Annotated in this window: 14 protein-coding genes; 11 read left to right on the plus strand and 3 right to left on the minus strand. The window is 49.5% G+C overall.

What is annotated here, in order from left to right:
* The 3 genes from AACY82_RS17275 to AACY82_RS17285 all read left to right on the plus strand — a co-directional run.
* On the plus strand, positions 1-449 hold a 449-nt coding region (locus AACY82_RS17275), incomplete at its 5' end, for a restriction endonuclease (RefSeq protein WP_339618102.1).
* Positions 450-451: 2 nt separating this feature from the next.
* Positions 452-1195 carry a zeta toxin family protein gene (locus tag AACY82_RS17280; protein WP_339618103.1) on the plus strand — a complete coding sequence of 248 codons (744 nt, stop codon included), beginning with the start codon at positions 452-454 and terminating at the stop codon, positions 1193-1195.
* Positions 1192-1389 carry a hypothetical protein gene (locus AACY82_RS17285; RefSeq protein WP_339618104.1) on the plus strand — a complete coding sequence of 66 codons (198 nt, stop codon included), beginning with the start codon at positions 1192-1194 and terminating at the stop codon, positions 1387-1389. Before AACY82_RS17280 ends, AACY82_RS17285 begins: the two co-directional genes overlap by 4 nt.
* A 226-nt stretch (positions 1390-1615) precedes the next feature.
* Here AACY82_RS17285 and AACY82_RS17290 read toward each other — a convergent pair whose 3' ends face one another.
* Entirely contained in the window at positions 1616-3241 is a 1626-nt protein-coding gene (locus tag AACY82_RS17290; protein WP_339618105.1) for a sigma-70 family RNA polymerase sigma factor, read from the minus strand.
* A 242-nt stretch (positions 3242-3483) separates the two neighbouring features.
* On the opposite strand from AACY82_RS17290, the gene AACY82_RS17295 reads away from it, so the two are divergent.
* The 7 genes from AACY82_RS17295 to AACY82_RS17325 all read left to right on the plus strand — a co-directional run bounded on the left by AACY82_RS17295 (position 3484) and on the right by AACY82_RS17325 (position 11067).
* Positions 3484-4083: a CIA30 family protein gene (locus AACY82_RS17295; protein ID WP_339618106.1), complete on the plus strand. Its 600-nt coding sequence runs from the start codon at positions 3484-3486 to the stop codon at positions 4081-4083.
* Between the two features lie 78 nt (positions 4084-4161).
* Positions 4162-5391: an acyltransferase family protein gene (locus tag AACY82_RS17300; RefSeq protein ID WP_339618107.1), complete on the plus strand. Its 1230-nt coding sequence runs from the start codon at positions 4162-4164 to the stop codon at positions 5389-5391.
* A gap of 489 nt (positions 5392-5880) precedes the next feature.
* The gene (locus tag AACY82_RS17305) at positions 5881-6438 is read left to right on the plus strand and encodes an outer membrane beta-barrel protein (RefSeq protein WP_339618108.1); all 558 of its coding nucleotides are present in this window, start codon (positions 5881-5883) and stop codon (positions 6436-6438) included.
* Between the two features lie 199 nt (positions 6439-6637).
* Positions 6638-8485 (plus strand): class I SAM-dependent DNA methyltransferase, encoded by a 1848-nt coding sequence (locus AACY82_RS17310; protein WP_339618109.1) that lies wholly within the window; start codon positions 6638-6640, stop codon positions 8483-8485.
* Complete coding sequence (locus AACY82_RS17315) at positions 8475-9839, plus strand: restriction endonuclease subunit S (protein ID WP_339618110.1); 1365 nt, start codon at positions 8475-8477, stop codon at positions 9837-9839. The genes AACY82_RS17310 and AACY82_RS17315 overlap by 11 nt, the downstream gene beginning before the upstream one ends.
* A 42-nt stretch (positions 9840-9881) precedes the next feature.
* On the plus strand, positions 9882-10550 hold the full coding sequence (locus AACY82_RS17320; protein WP_339618111.1) for a hypothetical protein: 669 nt from the start codon (positions 9882-9884) through the stop codon (positions 10548-10550).
* Between the two features lie 40 nt (positions 10551-10590).
* Positions 10591-11067, plus strand: a complete 477-nt coding sequence (locus AACY82_RS17325; RefSeq protein ID WP_339618112.1) for a hypothetical protein — start codon at positions 10591-10593, stop codon at positions 11065-11067.
* Between the two features lie 12 nt (positions 11068-11079).
* On the opposite strand, the gene AACY82_RS17330 is transcribed toward AACY82_RS17325, so the two are convergent.
* Together AACY82_RS17330 and AACY82_RS17335 are read right to left on the minus strand one after the other, a co-directional pair.
* On the minus strand, positions 11080-11802 hold the full coding sequence (locus AACY82_RS17330) for a hypothetical protein (protein ID WP_339618113.1): 723 nt from the start codon (positions 11800-11802) through the stop codon (positions 11080-11082).
* A complete protein-coding gene (locus AACY82_RS17335) occupies positions 11802-12914 on the minus strand; it encodes an AAA family ATPase (protein WP_339618114.1) in 1113 nt (370 codons plus the stop codon). The genes AACY82_RS17330 and AACY82_RS17335 overlap by 1 nt, the downstream gene beginning before the upstream one ends.
* Positions 12915-13138: 224 nt before the next feature.
* Between AACY82_RS17335 and AACY82_RS17340 the strand changes: the two genes are divergently transcribed.
* Positions 13139-14107 (plus strand): Abi family protein, encoded by a 969-nt coding sequence (locus tag AACY82_RS17340; protein ID WP_339618115.1) that lies wholly within the window; start codon positions 13139-13141, stop codon positions 14105-14107.
* Positions 14108-14633 lie beyond the last annotated feature (526 nt).

Consider the following 14633-nt stretch of genomic DNA (forward strand, 5'->3'; position numbering starts at 1 on the left):
AGAGCCACGAGCTGATCAAAGACAAGCTCGCTTCACTTCTGCCCGAAGAGATGGAGGAGATGGTAGCCGCCATCCTACGGGCTATGGGTTACAAAGCTAAAGTCTCCCCCAAAGGCCCGGACCGGGGGGTAGATGTAATAGCCTCGCCAGATGGCCTGGGCCTCACCCAGCCACGTATAAAAGCTGAGGTAAAACATCGGGACGGGGCTATGGGCGCACCTTCTATTCGTGGATTTATTGGAACTTTGCGTGAAGGTGACTCGGGTTTGTTTGTTAGCTCCGGTGGTTTTACCCGAGAAGCCCGCTATGAGGCCGACCGCTGCACCTTCCCGCTCACCTTGGTTGATATGGATGATCTCTCAGACTTAATAGTGGCCCACTATGAAGGCTTCGACTTAGAGGGCAGGGCTTTGCTGCCCCTAATTCGGGTATTTTGGCCGGCGGAATAGCCATGGAGCTGAGTGCCACAGAGCAAAAAATAAAAGAAGAGGCTGAGGAGTTTGCTAGGTGCAATAAAGGCCAGATAGCAAAGGAGCTCACCTGCAAAAAGGCTTTTCCTTCAGAGATCTCCCCAGTATCTGTGTTTATGGCAGGGTCGCCTGGGGCAGGAAAAACAGAAGCTTCGATTGAGTTGATCGAAAAGTTTACATCCCCGGAGACTGGTGTTCTCAGGATAGACCCAGATGAGCTGCGCGAGCGTTTTCCGCACTATAGCGGGGACAATAGTTATCTTTTCCAGGGGGCGGTGTCTATTATTGTTAATAAGATACATGATCTGGCCATCAAGAGTGGGCAAAGTTTTGTGTTGGACGGGACTCTTTCCAATTATGACCAAGCACATAAGAATATTGCCCGCTCTCTAAACCGCCATAGGTTTGTATTGATCCAGTACGTTTATCAGAAACCCCTATTAGCGTGGGAATTTGTAGAAGCTCGAGAGGTTGACGAAGGCAGAAGAATACCGTTGGAGCGGTTTGTTGATCAGTACTTCGCTGCTCGGGAGGTAGTTAATCAGTTAAAGGTAGACTTTGGGCGCCGAATACAGATAGATTTATTGCTTAAGAATAGCGATAACACCACCCGAAGTTATAAGGCTAATATCGACAGGATTGACCATTATCTGGACGAAAAGTATACTCCCGCCTCTTTGTTGGATACCTTAAAGGTACAATTTTCTGCTAAACTGGAAATATGAAGTTATTTGGCTCATCAGAAAAGGTGGCTTCCACGCCATTCTCCGATTTTATTCGCAACGCGTCCTCTCGCGAAAAAAAGCGCGTGTACTCTGACGTCCTTAAAAAAGCTACCGAGCGCCAGCAGGCCCAATTGAAGCGCGCTGCCGAACTGCGAAAAGCTCGTGAAGAGATCTCTTCTCCCACCAGTATTTAAATTATTTTCAAAGCAACAAAAATAGTGCGTGGGTGTTGCTGTTTCTCGAATAAGCCTATTTTATTTTAAATCAAATGGTTGGCGTTGTTATTCGCATCATCCTGAGCCATATAAGTCAAAGCCTACCTCGAAGGAGGTGGGCTTTTTATGTGCAATAACGCCCAAGTTTTGCAAGGCTTCCTAGTATGCCGCAATAATACGGCAGGGGGATGCTGACTGGGCGGTATTACTCCGTGTTATTGTGTTGTTCCGCTATGCGTTTGCGCACCATATTGGAGTGCCATGCTGCGGGGGCGATCACCAGTATACTCATGGCGCCCAGCACCCATAGGTGGTTTTGGCTCAGCGCGGTAAGCTGAACGATGTCGGCGGCGGGCTCGCTATTGGTCAGCGTAGCAAAGGGGATAGGGCCGATAGCGGCGTCTTTGGCGATGGCAAAGCTGCCACTCCATGCGCTCTCCCAGCCAAGCGCTGAGAGCGATCCGTAGGCCTTGTAAGCGATGGTCGAGGCGCCAAAGCCGATAACCCCAACGGCAACGGTGCCGGCGGCGAGAACGCCAAACCCTAACGCGCCAACCGTTATCACGCCTAGCGATACAATACCGACACTAATAGGTGCCACTGCCAAGCCGCCCCAGGCAAACACTAACCCGTAGGCTCTATCGCCACCGGCAATCCAGCCAAAGGCGGGTTTCTCATGCAACTCGGGCAAGCCCAGCTTGACGTGAATAATAGGAATACCAAAAAGCGAAAGCCGGCTTTTGTATTCGCGCCGCTTGGAATTCACCTGATCATACTCGGCGAGAAAAGCCTCGGGCTGACGTTGGCGTTCTTGAGTCCGCAGCCGCGGCTGGCTGATAAGCATGTGCGTTAACAACGCTAGATAGGCGGCAATAAACCCAAATACCATAAGCTGCGAGCCCAAGGCGTAAAGGCTTTGATAAGCCGTGCTTGCCAGTGCCACATACTTAAGCAAAAACATACCGGCGACAAAAACCGCCGCCACCAAAAAGTACAATGCTACTATTTTGAGGGTGGCGCGCCGCTCACGCTCGGTGCGCGATTGCGCGAGGCTTGCCCGCACACTAAAAAACGAGCCGATCACCCCCGAAAAAGACGCCATTATTGTCAGAAAGCTGCCCCACTTGATGGCGCTGCCGGTGTGCGCGACGCCAGCGCTAAACAAAGCCGCTTTGGCTTTGGGCGCCGATATGGTGCTAATGGCCAGTAACACCGCCATGGTAAAGGAGGCGCCTGGCTTGCTTTTGGCAAGAGTGTCTTGCACAAAGGTGACCATGGCTTTCTGCAACGCTTTGCGCCCGCGCGATAACCGCTGCTTTACCGCGTCTTCCGATAACTCCAGCTCCGCCGCCACATGTTCGATCGATTGTTGTTCGCGGTAAAACAAGACCAGTGGTTCGCGGTAGGTCTCGGGCAGTTGCTGCAACGCTTGCCAGAGTAGGGCTTGCTCTTGCTCTTGTATCACCGCGTCATCCACCCGGCTGTGTTCAGCCACCTGCTCGTGCAGCTCGTCTGTGGGCTGGGGCGCGTGGCGGGTTTCTTTGCGCCGGTAGCGGCTGATTTTAAAGCGCAAAATACCGCATAGCCACGCTTTAAGTTTGGCCGGGTCACTCAGAGTATCTAGCTTGCGCCAAGCCTCGACAAAGGTCTCCTGCGCAATATCTTCACTGTGTTTTAAGTCACCCACCGATGAGTACGCAAGCGAGCACAGCAGGCTTTGGTAGCGGCCGACGATTTCGCCAAAGGCGTCGCGGTCGCCCCCGATGGCTGCCAGTACTAGGCTGGTATCGGCTGAATTTTTGTAGTTAATACGCTTTTTAAAAAAGCCCATAGCTTTGTTTTTCCAGCTTAAAAGGTATAAGTGCCTATTTGTCGGTAAAAGGTGACGGCTTTTATTAAATTAATTCTTTGTCTGATTTTTTATAAAAACTTGTCACCTTTTGTTTTGCTCAAGGCACTTATACCCCGACGCGTATGTACCGGCGTGTTTTTCTGGCCGGGTTTATAGCAACAGCTTGCTCGCACTCGTTGGAGAATTCCGAGCCACCCATTATTTCATTAGGAGCACACAGTATGACAAGGTTTAAACCAGCTAAGGTAACCATACTTAAAAAACTGACTTTTATGGCCGCTGTGGTTTGTGCCAGCAGCGCCTTTGCCGCACCGCTCGCGCCTCACGTCGATACCTTTGATGATGTCGTCAATAACCAACTTAACCTGCCGCGCCAGCTGCTCACCGATGCCGTGATGGGCGGTGGGTCCAGTGCAACGCAAAGTGTAGAGAGGGGCGTGGTTACCCTTCAGGGCGAGATTGTGCCCGCCCGTGGCCAACTGGGTTGGGTGAGCTACGTACTGCCGCTCGACATAGAGGGAGGCGCACAGGACGCTAGCCCTTATGAGGGGTTGGTGTTACGGGTAAAGCTCACTAAAGGCAACTTGTCGGTTTCTGTTAACAGCACTGAGGTCACTAACTTTGACTATCACGCCGCCCCCATTACGGTCACTCAAGATGGCGAGTTTCACGAGGTAAAGGTGCCGTTTGCATCGTTAAAGCGCGCCTGGTCCGAGCAGACTCCACTCAACCCCACGACAGTAAATGGTATCAGTATTGTTGCGTATGCCATGCAGCCAGAGCGCTTTGATGTCGCGCTGGATTCAGTCAGTTTTTATTAACAGGTAACTGGGCATGTAGCGGGGCGCCCAGTGGGCGGCTCTGCAACATACTTACACTTCTTACTACGGGCCGTTGCCATGACTACGTCAAACCAAGCGCTTCAACGCTTAGATTACCTTGATGCCGTGCGCGCGTTTGCGTTGTTGTTGGGCATCGTTTTTCACGCCAGTTTATCGTTCTTACCGGTGTATATCGGTTGGGCGATAATGGATATATCCACCAGCGCGCTGGTGGGCACGTTTATGCTGATTAGCCATTCTTTTCGGATGGCGCTATTTTTTTTGGTGGCCGGTTTTTTTAGCCATATGACGTTTCATCGCAAAGGCGCTACGGGTTTTATACAATCGCGGCTTATCCGCATTGTTATTCCCTTTGTGGTTGGCTGGTTTTTATTGCGCCCGCTGCTAGTGTCGGGGTGGGTGATGGGCATGCAAAGCTTGCGTGGGGAGGTTGCTATTATCGCCTCATTAAATGAGGGCTTTAACGTGGTATTGGGTTCTTTAAACGCGGCTTTTACCGGTACGCACCTATGGTTTTTGTACTACTTGTTGTTGGCGACCGCCGCTGTTTTGCTAATGCGCCAGATCGTTGTCTGGCATCCGCGCAGCTATCGAGCGCTTACCCAGCGGGTCGATGCTGTCGTACATTGGTTGGCCCACTCGCGCTTAGCGTTTATCGTTGCCGCTATACCTACTGTTGCTTGCCTGTGGTTTATGGGCCACTGGGGCATGGATACACCCGACAAATCTCTCGTGCCGCAATGGCCGGTACTGTTTATTTACGGCGTTTTTTTTGCGCTAGGTTGGTTGCTGCATCGCCAAGGTAATGTCATCGAGGCCTTTGGCCGTATTAGTGTTGGCAAAGTGTTTCTCGGGGTAGTTGCTAGTATGGCCGCCGTACTCTTATCGGGGTTTGAGGGGCAGCCTGGTCACCCACAATATCCGCTGATTAAAGCGCTCTTTTTATTCAGCTACGCGGTTATGATGTGGTCGCTGGTGGCACTCACCATCGGTGCTTTTAAACGTTTGTTTAACCGCCCCAGTAAAACGGTGCGCTACCTTGCCGGTTCATCCTACTGGCTGTATTTAATTCATCTGCCTATTGTTATATGGCTGCAAATTGCGTTTGCCGAAATCCCTTGGCCCTGGGGGGTAAAGTTAATATTGATTTCTGGCATTACCATCGCTGTGTGCTTGTTGCTGTATGACGTGCTGGTGCGCGCTAGCATTATTGGATTAATGCTTAACGGAGCGCGCAAGCGGCGGGTGCTGTTTGCCTGGCGTCGCACAGCAGCGTTTGTTAATTAGCCAGTGCTGCACGGTTAAAATAGCCTTATCGCCGTGGTTAAGTTTGGGCGCGAAAGGCCGGTAATAGCGCTTTGGGATTTAACGGCGTGAATATTCCGGCGGCGCAAGTGCATGCGTCGTCTATGGCGGCTTTGGCGTTTGCCTATGCTGAGGTTATGGGGATGGAGGAGTGGGTGGAACGCTAAAGGTTTACGCCTGTATTCTGAGCCGAATACCGCAATTATTCGGCTCAGGACATGATTTGATTAGGTATTCTCTGTCACAAAGGCTTACGTCTGCGAAGATGTCACGGGTAAGACCCGTTAATCGAATAGAAGCATCGATTCATTACGTCCCAATCGGCATCGTTAATTTAACCAAAGGAAAGAATGGTATTTCATTACACACTCTGGTAGATTCTCGCGCCAATTTGCCTTCCGCTAGATGGGTAAATTGACGATCAGGCTTTACGGAAAGCCTTACGATGAATATCACGGAGTTTGACTGATAATGAATGTAAAAACCTTCCTTGCTACCTCCATGCTTATTGCCCCTACGCTGGCTTTCGCTCAACAAGAGGTTGAGCCTCAAAAGCACTTCTCAATTGGTGTTGCTTCATACGCAACGGTAATTGGTTATAGCGATAATGGTGACGATGACAGCGATGCCTATAGTGGCCCGGCACTAATCGCCACTGGCGCTATTAACGACCATGTCGCCTTTCGCATAACCTATGCTGCGCAAGAAGAAACAGACGATTCCGACTACAGCGTCGACGCTCTTGAAGGCGCGGTACTGTTAGGTACAGGCCTTTCCACTCAAGGCTTTCGAGCCTATGGTGCCCTCGGCTTGTTCAACGAAACCCACGAGTACCAAGTCTACCGCCGGAGTTACGAGCAAGACGTTAATGGTTATACCTTAGGCGGCGGCCTGGGTTATAGCTGGAGTTACGTGACTCTAGATTTTTGGCTTAGTGTTCGCGACACCAGCGACTATGAAGATTCCGCTCCCAGTCTCGATGATCTAGTCGCCGTAAGCGGTGGGCTTGGAGTTTCGGCTCGCTTTTAAGGCTTATTGGCAGGGCCGCGTCATGTGGCCCCGCTTGCCAAGCGTTGTTCTGCCTGGGTTCAACGTGCTTACCTCGCTCTCGTGTAGGCAGACACACACGCCAATTTCAGGCAAAATCTCTGTATCTCATTCCATAAAACCGCCTCGCGCAAAGTTGGGCGCTTTTTAGCCAATACCGATAACAGGGACTAGCAATACCATGGCCGACGCCTCAAACTCTGAGCAAAAAATCGACGAAAAACCAAAAAAAGCCCCCAAAAAAGCCAGCAAGGCCAAAAAGGCCACTAAAACCTTCGAGCAAACCCTGTGGGACACTGCCGATAAGCTGCGCGGCAGCGTGGAATCCTCCGAGTACAAGCACGTGGTGCTCAGCCTGATTTTCCTTAAATTTATCAGCGACAAGTTCGAGCTGCGCAAACAAGCGCTAATCGCCGAGGGGCAGGGCGACTATATCGACATGGTGGAGTTTTACACCATGCAAAACGTGTTTTACCTGCCCGCCGAGGCCCGCTGGGACTACATCAGTCAGCACGCCAAGCAAGACGACATCGCCGTTAAAATCGACACCGCCCTGCACACGGTGGAAAAGAACAACAAAACTCTGCAAGGCGCGCTGCCGGATAACTACTTCAGCCGCCTGGGGCTGGATGTAAACAAGCTGGCCGCGCTGATTGACTCCATCAACAACATCGACACCATTGTTAAGGAAGATGCCGAGGCCCACCACAAAGACCGCGCCACCAGCGAGATCGACATAGTCGGCCGGGTGTACGAATACTTTTTGGGCAACTTCGCCGCCACCGAAGGCAAGGGCGGGGGCGAGTTTTATACTCCCAAGTGTATAGTGAACTTGCTGGCCGAAATGCTCGAGCCCTACCATGGCAAAATCTACGACCCCTGCTGCGGCTCCGGCGGTATGTTTGTGCAGTCCGTTAAGTTTATTGAAAACCATCAGGGCAATAAAAAAGATATCTCCATATACGGGCAAGAGCAAACCGGCACCACCTACAAGCTGGCGAAAATGAACCTCGCCATTCGCGGCATTGCCGGTAACCTGGGCGAGGTGCCCGCCGACACTTTCTTTAAAGACCAGCACCCGGACCTTAAAGCCGACTTTATCATGGCCAACCCGCCCTTTAACCTAAAAGCCTGGCGCGGGCCGGATGAACTCACCGATGACCCCCGCTGGGCCGGTTACGAGGTGCCGCCCACCGGTAATGCCAACTACGGTTGGATACTGCACATGATCAGCAAGCTCAGCGAGAACGGTATGGCCGGGTTTGTACTCGCCAACGGCTCCATGAGCACCAACACCAAAGGCGAGGGCGAGATTCGCAAAAAGATTATTGAAAATGATTTAGTCGATTGCATGATCGCGCTGCCCGGCCAGCTCTTCTACACCACCCAAATTCCCGTCTGCCTCTGGTTTATCGCCAAAAACAAAAACGCCCAAACCTTTAGCGATGGCCGCAATCCCCTGCGCGACCGCCGCGGTGAAACCCTGTTTATCGACGCCCGCAATATGGGCAGTATGGTCAGCCGGATTCATAAGGAATTGACGGTTGAGGATATTGGGAAGATTGCGGAGACTTATCATACTTGGCGGAATGAATCGTCGGATGTCGGACGTCAGACGTCGGATGCAAAAGAGTCACCGGCCGACCCCGAGTGGCGTGAGAGTATCGAAAAACTCGGCGGTACCACGCCTGAACTCACTGAAGAAGACGCTTACCAAGATGTTGCCGGGTTTGCGACCGCCAAGAATGGCGGAAGTGCCGATCATGCAGGAGCAATTATCGGCCAAGTCAGCGCCTATAAAGACGTCGCGGGCTTTTGCCGCAGCGCATCCTTAGACGACATCAAAGCCAACGACTACGTCCTTACCCCCGGCCGCTACGTAGGCGCTGCCGAAGTAGAAGACGACGGCGAAGTGTTTGAAGAAAAAATGCGGGAATTGACACAAACCCTTTACCGGCAAATGAAAGAGAGCGAAGCGCTAGATGCGGTGATTAAGAAGAATTTGGAGGGGTTGGGTTATGGGGAGTGAGTGGATCGAGTGTAGTTTGGAAGATTGCATGGAGGCTATTATTGACTACCGGGGTAAAACACCTAAGAAGACCACCTCCGGTATACCTCTAGTTACGGCTAAAATAATTAAGTCCGGCACTATCAATCCTGTAGCTGAGTACATAGCAGAAGAAGATTATGATACTTGGATGAGGCGCGGATTTCCCAAGCCCGGAGATGTCGTAATGACAACGGAAGCTCCACTTGGTGAAATTGCCCAGCTAGATGATCGTAAAGTTGCACTTGCGCAGCGCGTGATAACCCTGAGGGGTAAGCAAGGTGTACTCGATAATACTTTTTTGAAGTATTTGATGATTTCAGACTATGTTCAGCATCAGCTAGATGGGCGAGCGACGGGAACCACTGTTAAAGGAATAAAGCAGTCTGAGCTTCGTAAAATAGTTTTAAAATTCCCACCATATAGAAGTCAGCTAGACATCGCGAATATATTGGGGTCTATGGACAAAAAAATCGAACTAAACCGCCAAACCAATTCTACACTGGAATCCATAGCGCAGGGTTTATTTAAAAGCTGGTTTGTGGATTTTGATCCGGTAATCGACAATGCCCTGGCGGCGGGCAACCCCATTCCCCCCGCGCTGGAAGCCAAAGCCGAAAAACGCCGCGCCCTTCGCGCCCAACAAACCCAAAGTGCCAGCCCCAATGCCGACGCCACCAACCCCCACCCGCCGCTACCGGAAGAGATCAAACAACTTTTTCCCAGCAGCTTTGTGTTTACCGAAGAGTTGGGGTGGGTTCCGGAGGGGTGGGGTATTGGCGTGTTTGGCGACATCGCAGCTCACGTAAAGAATAATGTGAAAGCAGATAATACCGGCGACTATAATTGTTATGTTGGTCTTGAGCACATTGGTCGAAAGTCAATTTTCCTTGAAAATCACGCCTCAGGTGAAAGTGTTGAAAGCAATAAATCAGAGTTTCAGAAAGGAGATCTTCTGTTCGGAAAGCTAAGGCCATATTTCCACAAAGTATGCATAGCCCCTCAGTTAGGAATCTGCTCTACTGATATTTTAATTTTCAGGCCAAGACTGGAGAGCTTTCATTCTTATATGACGCTTGTTGCCTATTCAGACGCATTTGTGGACTACGCGACTATGCGATCAACCGGGACGCGCATGCCTAGAGCAAGCGCAAAGGACCTTTTAGCTTACCCAGTAGTGATTCCTAGTGAAGATATTTTAAGTAAATTTCAAGAGTTGGTTGCTCCATATTGGTTAAATGGAATAGCTAAAATTGCGAGTTCTGATATTTCAGCCGAGCTAAGAGATAGGTTGCTTCCTAAATTATTGGCTGGGGATTTAACTGTAGAGGTCTAAATGTCAGGGATATGGAATAGCTTTATTGTGTGGGTAGGCAACATGGAGAATTGGGTGGGAATGGTAGACATCTTGAGTGGTTTATCTACAGTTGCAATCGCATTTCTCACTGTATTTCTGTGGCGAGAAAATAGGTTGTTACGGAAGTCTGGCTCTGAGCCGAGAATCTTTGCATATTTTGAGCCCCATCCAGACGGGACCGGTGGATTGAATATAGCAATAGCCAACATCGGTACAGGGCCCGCCAGAGATGTGACGTTTTCATTTGAAGGCGGTGCACAGGACTTTGACAAGTATCATTTGATTTTAAAGCCTTCCATTAATCGTCCTCCGATATCGTTGATTCCGCAGGGGGAGAAGGTTTCTTTTCTGTTTGCTGTCGGATTCAATCTATTTCGGCCAATTGGCGCTGAGAAAAGCGAAACCCCGAACCCGTTAAAACCCTTCACAGTAAAAGTGGAGTGGAAGAGCTTAAGTGGTAAACAGGTTCACTCGGAACTGTGCCATTTTGACGTCCGCCAATTTAGCGGCTTGCCCGGATTTTCGAATAAACCTTATCTTCTTAAAATTGAAGAGGCTATTGTTGGGGTTGGTAAGGAAATTGGTGCGTTGAAGCCAATGGTGGGAAGTCTCGCTTCTCTGATTGAAACTAGCTGTATCGAACATGACTGTGTTCAGAAAACGAAAGGGAATGACGAAAGCTTGGGCTAGCGCTTTCGCCCAAACGTCAATCTTTACAAAGGGAGTTCTTATGATTGAAGTCTACAAGGATCTATTCGTTGGGAATGATCGAGATTATCACGCAATACTCACTTCGCCAGGGTGGTTCTTTATTCAGGCTTGCAAAGAGCCTTACCACCGTCAGGCGCTCGGCTACAGGAGCCGAGGTGCGCCAAAGACCAGCCCCGAGTACTTCTGGGCAGAGCGAGAAAACCGATTAATCTTGAATTTGGTGGATGCTGACGATCCAGCCTATATACCAAAAGAAGTGGTAAATAAGGCGATAGAAACACTTAAAAATCAGCTTCCAATGCGGAAAGTTCTGTTGCATTGCAACCAAGGGCGGTCCAGGTCTCCTTCTATAGCATTTCTGTATTTAGTTAAACACACAAAGATACTGAACACCGATAGTTTAGAGTCGGCGCTCGTGGATTTTCAGAAGCTGTATCCTGGTTATGATCCGGCGCTTGGTGTGAAAGGGTACATTAGAGAAAACTGGCGAGGCTAGAAGTGTAAGTTTTCAGAGCTCATAAACCTTCTGGCCAAAATAATCCGCTAAAAATATCGGAAATGCACTCAATACCGACACTTGGCCTTGCGGTAGATAATTTTCGAGCTGCGCTTGGGCAATTGGTGGCTGGTCAATGACTGGTTCAATGATTGGCTGCCCGCTAATAAGGTAGTTGGCTTTTTGCACATTAGCCGTAATTAACGTTTGCCAGAGCGATTTGTCGATTTTTCTGAGATCCTGAAATGCGGGATCGCCCCGCTTTGAATGTAGCCCTTTGTAGCGTTTTCCCGTGCAATCGAGCAAGTTTACGGTGCGGGTTAAATATTCTTCAGTATCGCTAATATCTCGCAATGCTTCGGCCATGGGGTAGCTGATAAACAGTTTGCCATGTTCGGTTTCGTTGTCGAAATGGGAGAGCATGGCAAGCAGGCTTTGTCCGTCGAACTGATCGTCATGGGGTTCCATATCAAAGAATAGGTAAATTTGACCGATTTGATCACGGCGAAGGTCTGCTAGGGGTTCTTGGTCGGGGATAGTTGGTGATAAGTCGCTTATAATTGAAAAAGGGTCGAGGTCGTCATCCTGCGCTAACTTTTTATAAAGCTCGTATATATCATGGCCAAAGGTCATTAAAATTCGGCTTTCATCGCCGCTGAAAAAAGCGTTTTCTAAGCTATTAAAAATCCCTTTTTCAGGCTTAATGCCTTCAAATACAAACAGAGTGCGTTCCATTAGCTGGACATGCCTTTGTAAATTTTTTCCAGGTTATGCGCTTTGCGCAGCTCCTTGCCTGTAAGTGCGGTGATGGGTTGAATGGTTTTATCCAGTACAAAATAGCAGTCTGGCCGCAGCAGGTCGTTGCTCATAACCCCAGTGTTGTGAGTGGTCATAATGGTTTGGCAGTCGGACTGGGCGACCTTTTCCACAATACTTGAAGCCAGCGCGTGGTGGTAGAAAGCGTCGAATTCGTCGATATAGGCAAAGGTAACCTGCTTACTTTGAAAACGTAGCCACCAGAAGTAGAATATGCCGAGAGATAGGGTGCCGGTAGATGCGGCAGAACCAAATTCTAGTTTAGTTTTGCCAAAATCAAAGTAAATGCTTTTTTCACCGTTGTTGTTGGCATCGACGATTAAGGTACATTCTATGCCTGCTTGGTTTAGAAACTTCTCGAACTCTTTTACCGAGCCACCATCAATAATGCTCTGTGACAGGCGTTTTACACCAATATTTTTACCGACGTATTCGCCTTTGTTGGTAGGTGTCAGTGAGCGGAAAAAGACCATACCCTCAATAAAATCCAGCAATGCTTCAAACTGCCGTTTTGTGGGAGTGTCGTCTAACAGTGCATTGTTGTGGACGTACTTTAAGAGCGATATGTTGGAATCTCCCACGTCCGATTTTAGTGACTCGGCCCCAGGTAGCCGAATTTCGGCTTTAGTGGATGTACGGCGGTCAATATTGAGTACTGGCGTGTCATTAATGATTAAGGTTTCGTAAACCAACTGGGCCACGGATTTCTTGCCGTAGCGGTATTCAATGGCAGCACCATCTATACGAAACTCAAAGACAAACTCGGCAAGCTCGACACCAGGTTTGCCGTTAAGGTAGTTGGTGTCCAGTGTGTTGAGGTAGCTAGGCGAATCAATAAGGTGAAGTACCGGATCGACCATCGCGAGGCCAAGGTTGGACTTACCCCCGCCATTGGGCCCATAAATCATACCGTGTTCGATAACGCCATCGCGCACAGCCTTACCGTTAAACTCATATTGCTGGCTGGATAGGTCAAAAGTCAGCCATTCAGAGAAGTTTCGGAAGTTTTTTACGGAAAATTTGTGCAGCATGGCGCCTTACTCCGGTAAATTATAGGTTTAGCATAGCAGTTTTTTTAGTTGCCGTAAAAAAACTACGGTAGGTCTTCGCAGATTACAGATTAATGGTGTGAGATTAAACGTTTGGCCTATCTATCCCTGTAAGTGCTGGACGCTGTATTTTTATAGCTGTTACCGCTTGGCCACCGGGCGGGCATATAAAATCACTTGTTCGCAAACGCTGCTAGAATAAACACATGATGGATAATCAAAGCAAACAATGGAGGTCATTTCGGGAGCAGCTGTCGATTCTGCAAGGTCGCGGATTGGTGGTCGATGAGCCGGCAGCAGCCTTACGGTGTTTAGAGAGGTTGGGGTACTACCGGTTAAGTGGTTACTGGTATCCCTTTCGTGTGTTGGATGCCGACTCTAAGCTCGGTGGCTCGCCACGACGGCTGGGTCAGTTTATTGTGGGTAGTCATTTCAAAGACGTAGTTGAGCTTTATGTGTTCGATAAAAAGCTACGTTTGTTGGCCTTAGACGCGCTCGAACGAATCGAAATGGCTTTGCGTATTGATATAGCCTACTTGCTGGGGAAGAAAGATATACACGCGCACGAAAACCCAGATTGTTTGCACGGTGCATTCAGTAAGCAGGTTAAAACGCGCGGTTACGCTAAGGGCAGGACTGCGCATCAGCTTTGGCTGAAAAGTTATCAGCGTAATTTACACCGCGCTCGTCGCGAGCCTTTCGTGGAGCACTACCAAAAAAATTACGGCCGCCTGCCTGTTTGGGTTGCGATTGAGGTATGGGACTTTGGCATGATGTCGAAGATGTTTGATGGCATGAAAATCCCGGATAAGGATAAAATTGCTGCAAAATATGGTGCTCGCAATGGCTCGGAGTTTGCCACTTGGTTGAAAAGCCTGAACTTTATCCGCAATGTTTCCGCGCATCATAGCCGTCTGTGGAACATAAACATTTTGGAGCGCTCTGCGCTGCCGCAAGAAAATACCTTCTGGCAGGCGTTGAATAATGCGCGTCCATTTTTCTATTTTTGCTTAATTCAGAAGCTTATGCGGGTTATTAGCCCTGGTTCCACTTGGGCAGAGCGCCTTATATCGCATATTGAGAGTTTTCCGGAACCTGAGAATGGAGCCGTAACAATAGAAGACTTCGGGTTAACCGTAGATTGGAGGGCATGGCCTTTGTGGGGCCAGAAATGAAAGCCGGCGCGTACACAGATAACTGTGAAGAGGCGCCGGGCGTATTGGGTATATTGTAGGCTTAGTAGCTATAAAATCACCAGGCGTTTACACTTCTTAACATTGTGGCGATTCGCCACTGCCTAGGATCTACATTTGGCTGTATTCTGGCGTTCATTACTTCCTCCATGAAATACCTGAGTACCCCTAGTCTCTCTTGTTGTGGTAATCCCGCCATCTCGTCCAATGCCTGGTTCCGGTGTTGGTTCGCTGCCGCGTTGTAGTTGAGCAAGTTTTCCAGTAGTGCCCGCTGATAGATTTGCTACATGTATTGCATTGACGGGTTGAGATCAAGTGACCAAAAAGAACTTAATTGGAGGTAGGTATACCGCTGATTTGCCAGGCGGGCTCAGCGGGCCAGCCTTTTTGGACTCTGCTGCCACTGGCAGAGAGAGCGGGATTATATACAAGCTTAACTACAACGAACAGAATCTCTTTGCGGTCTGGCGTACTTCGAGCTCATGTCAGCAGCCATTGAAAGCTTCTA

This window comes from uncultured Gilvimarinus sp., from assembly GCF_963972205.1.
Lineage (GTDB): Bacteria > Pseudomonadota > Gammaproteobacteria > Pseudomonadales > Cellvibrionaceae > Gilvimarinus > Gilvimarinus japonicus.

Bases quoted from the DNA above. Each gene is read 5' to 3' on its own strand.
- AACY82_RS17315 (WP_339618110.1), top strand. From the start codon at position 8,475: ATGGGGAGTGAGTGGATCGAGTGTAGTTTGGAAGATTGCATGGAGGCT.
- AACY82_RS17285 (WP_339618104.1), top strand. From the start codon at position 1,192: ATGAAGTTATTTGGCTCATCAGAAAAGGTGGCTTCCACGCCATTCTCC.
- AACY82_RS17295 (WP_339618106.1), top strand. From the start codon at position 3,484: ATGACAAGGTTTAAACCAGCTAAGGTAACCATACTTAAAAAACTGACT.
- AACY82_RS17340 (WP_339618115.1), top strand. From the start codon at position 13,139: ATGATGGATAATCAAAGCAAACAATGGAGGTCATTTCGGGAGCAGCTG.
- AACY82_RS17310 (WP_339618109.1), top strand. From the start codon at position 6,638: ATGGCCGACGCCTCAAACTCTGAGCAAAAAATCGACGAAAAACCAAAA.
- AACY82_RS17300 (WP_339618107.1), top strand. From the start codon at position 4,162: ATGACTACGTCAAACCAAGCGCTTCAACGCTTAGATTACCTTGATGCC.
- AACY82_RS17325 (WP_339618112.1), top strand. From the start codon at position 10,591: ATGATTGAAGTCTACAAGGATCTATTCGTTGGGAATGATCGAGATTAT.
- AACY82_RS17305 (WP_339618108.1), top strand. From the start codon at position 5,881: ATGAATGTAAAAACCTTCCTTGCTACCTCCATGCTTATTGCCCCTACG.
- AACY82_RS17280 (WP_339618103.1), top strand. From the start codon at position 452: ATGGAGCTGAGTGCCACAGAGCAAAAAATAAAAGAAGAGGCTGAGGAG.
- AACY82_RS17290 (WP_339618105.1), bottom strand. From the start codon at position 3,241: ATGGGCTTTTTTAAAAAGCGTATTAACTACAAAAATTCAGCCGATACC.
- AACY82_RS17330 (WP_339618113.1), bottom strand. From the start codon at position 11,802: ATGGAACGCACTCTGTTTGTATTTGAAGGCATTAAGCCTGAAAAAGGG.
- AACY82_RS17335 (WP_339618114.1), bottom strand. From the start codon at position 12,914: ATGCTGCACAAATTTTCCGTAAAAAACTTCCGAAACTTCTCTGAATGG.
- AACY82_RS17320 (WP_339618111.1), top strand. From the start codon at position 9,882: ATGGAGAATTGGGTGGGAATGGTAGACATCTTGAGTGGTTTATCTACA.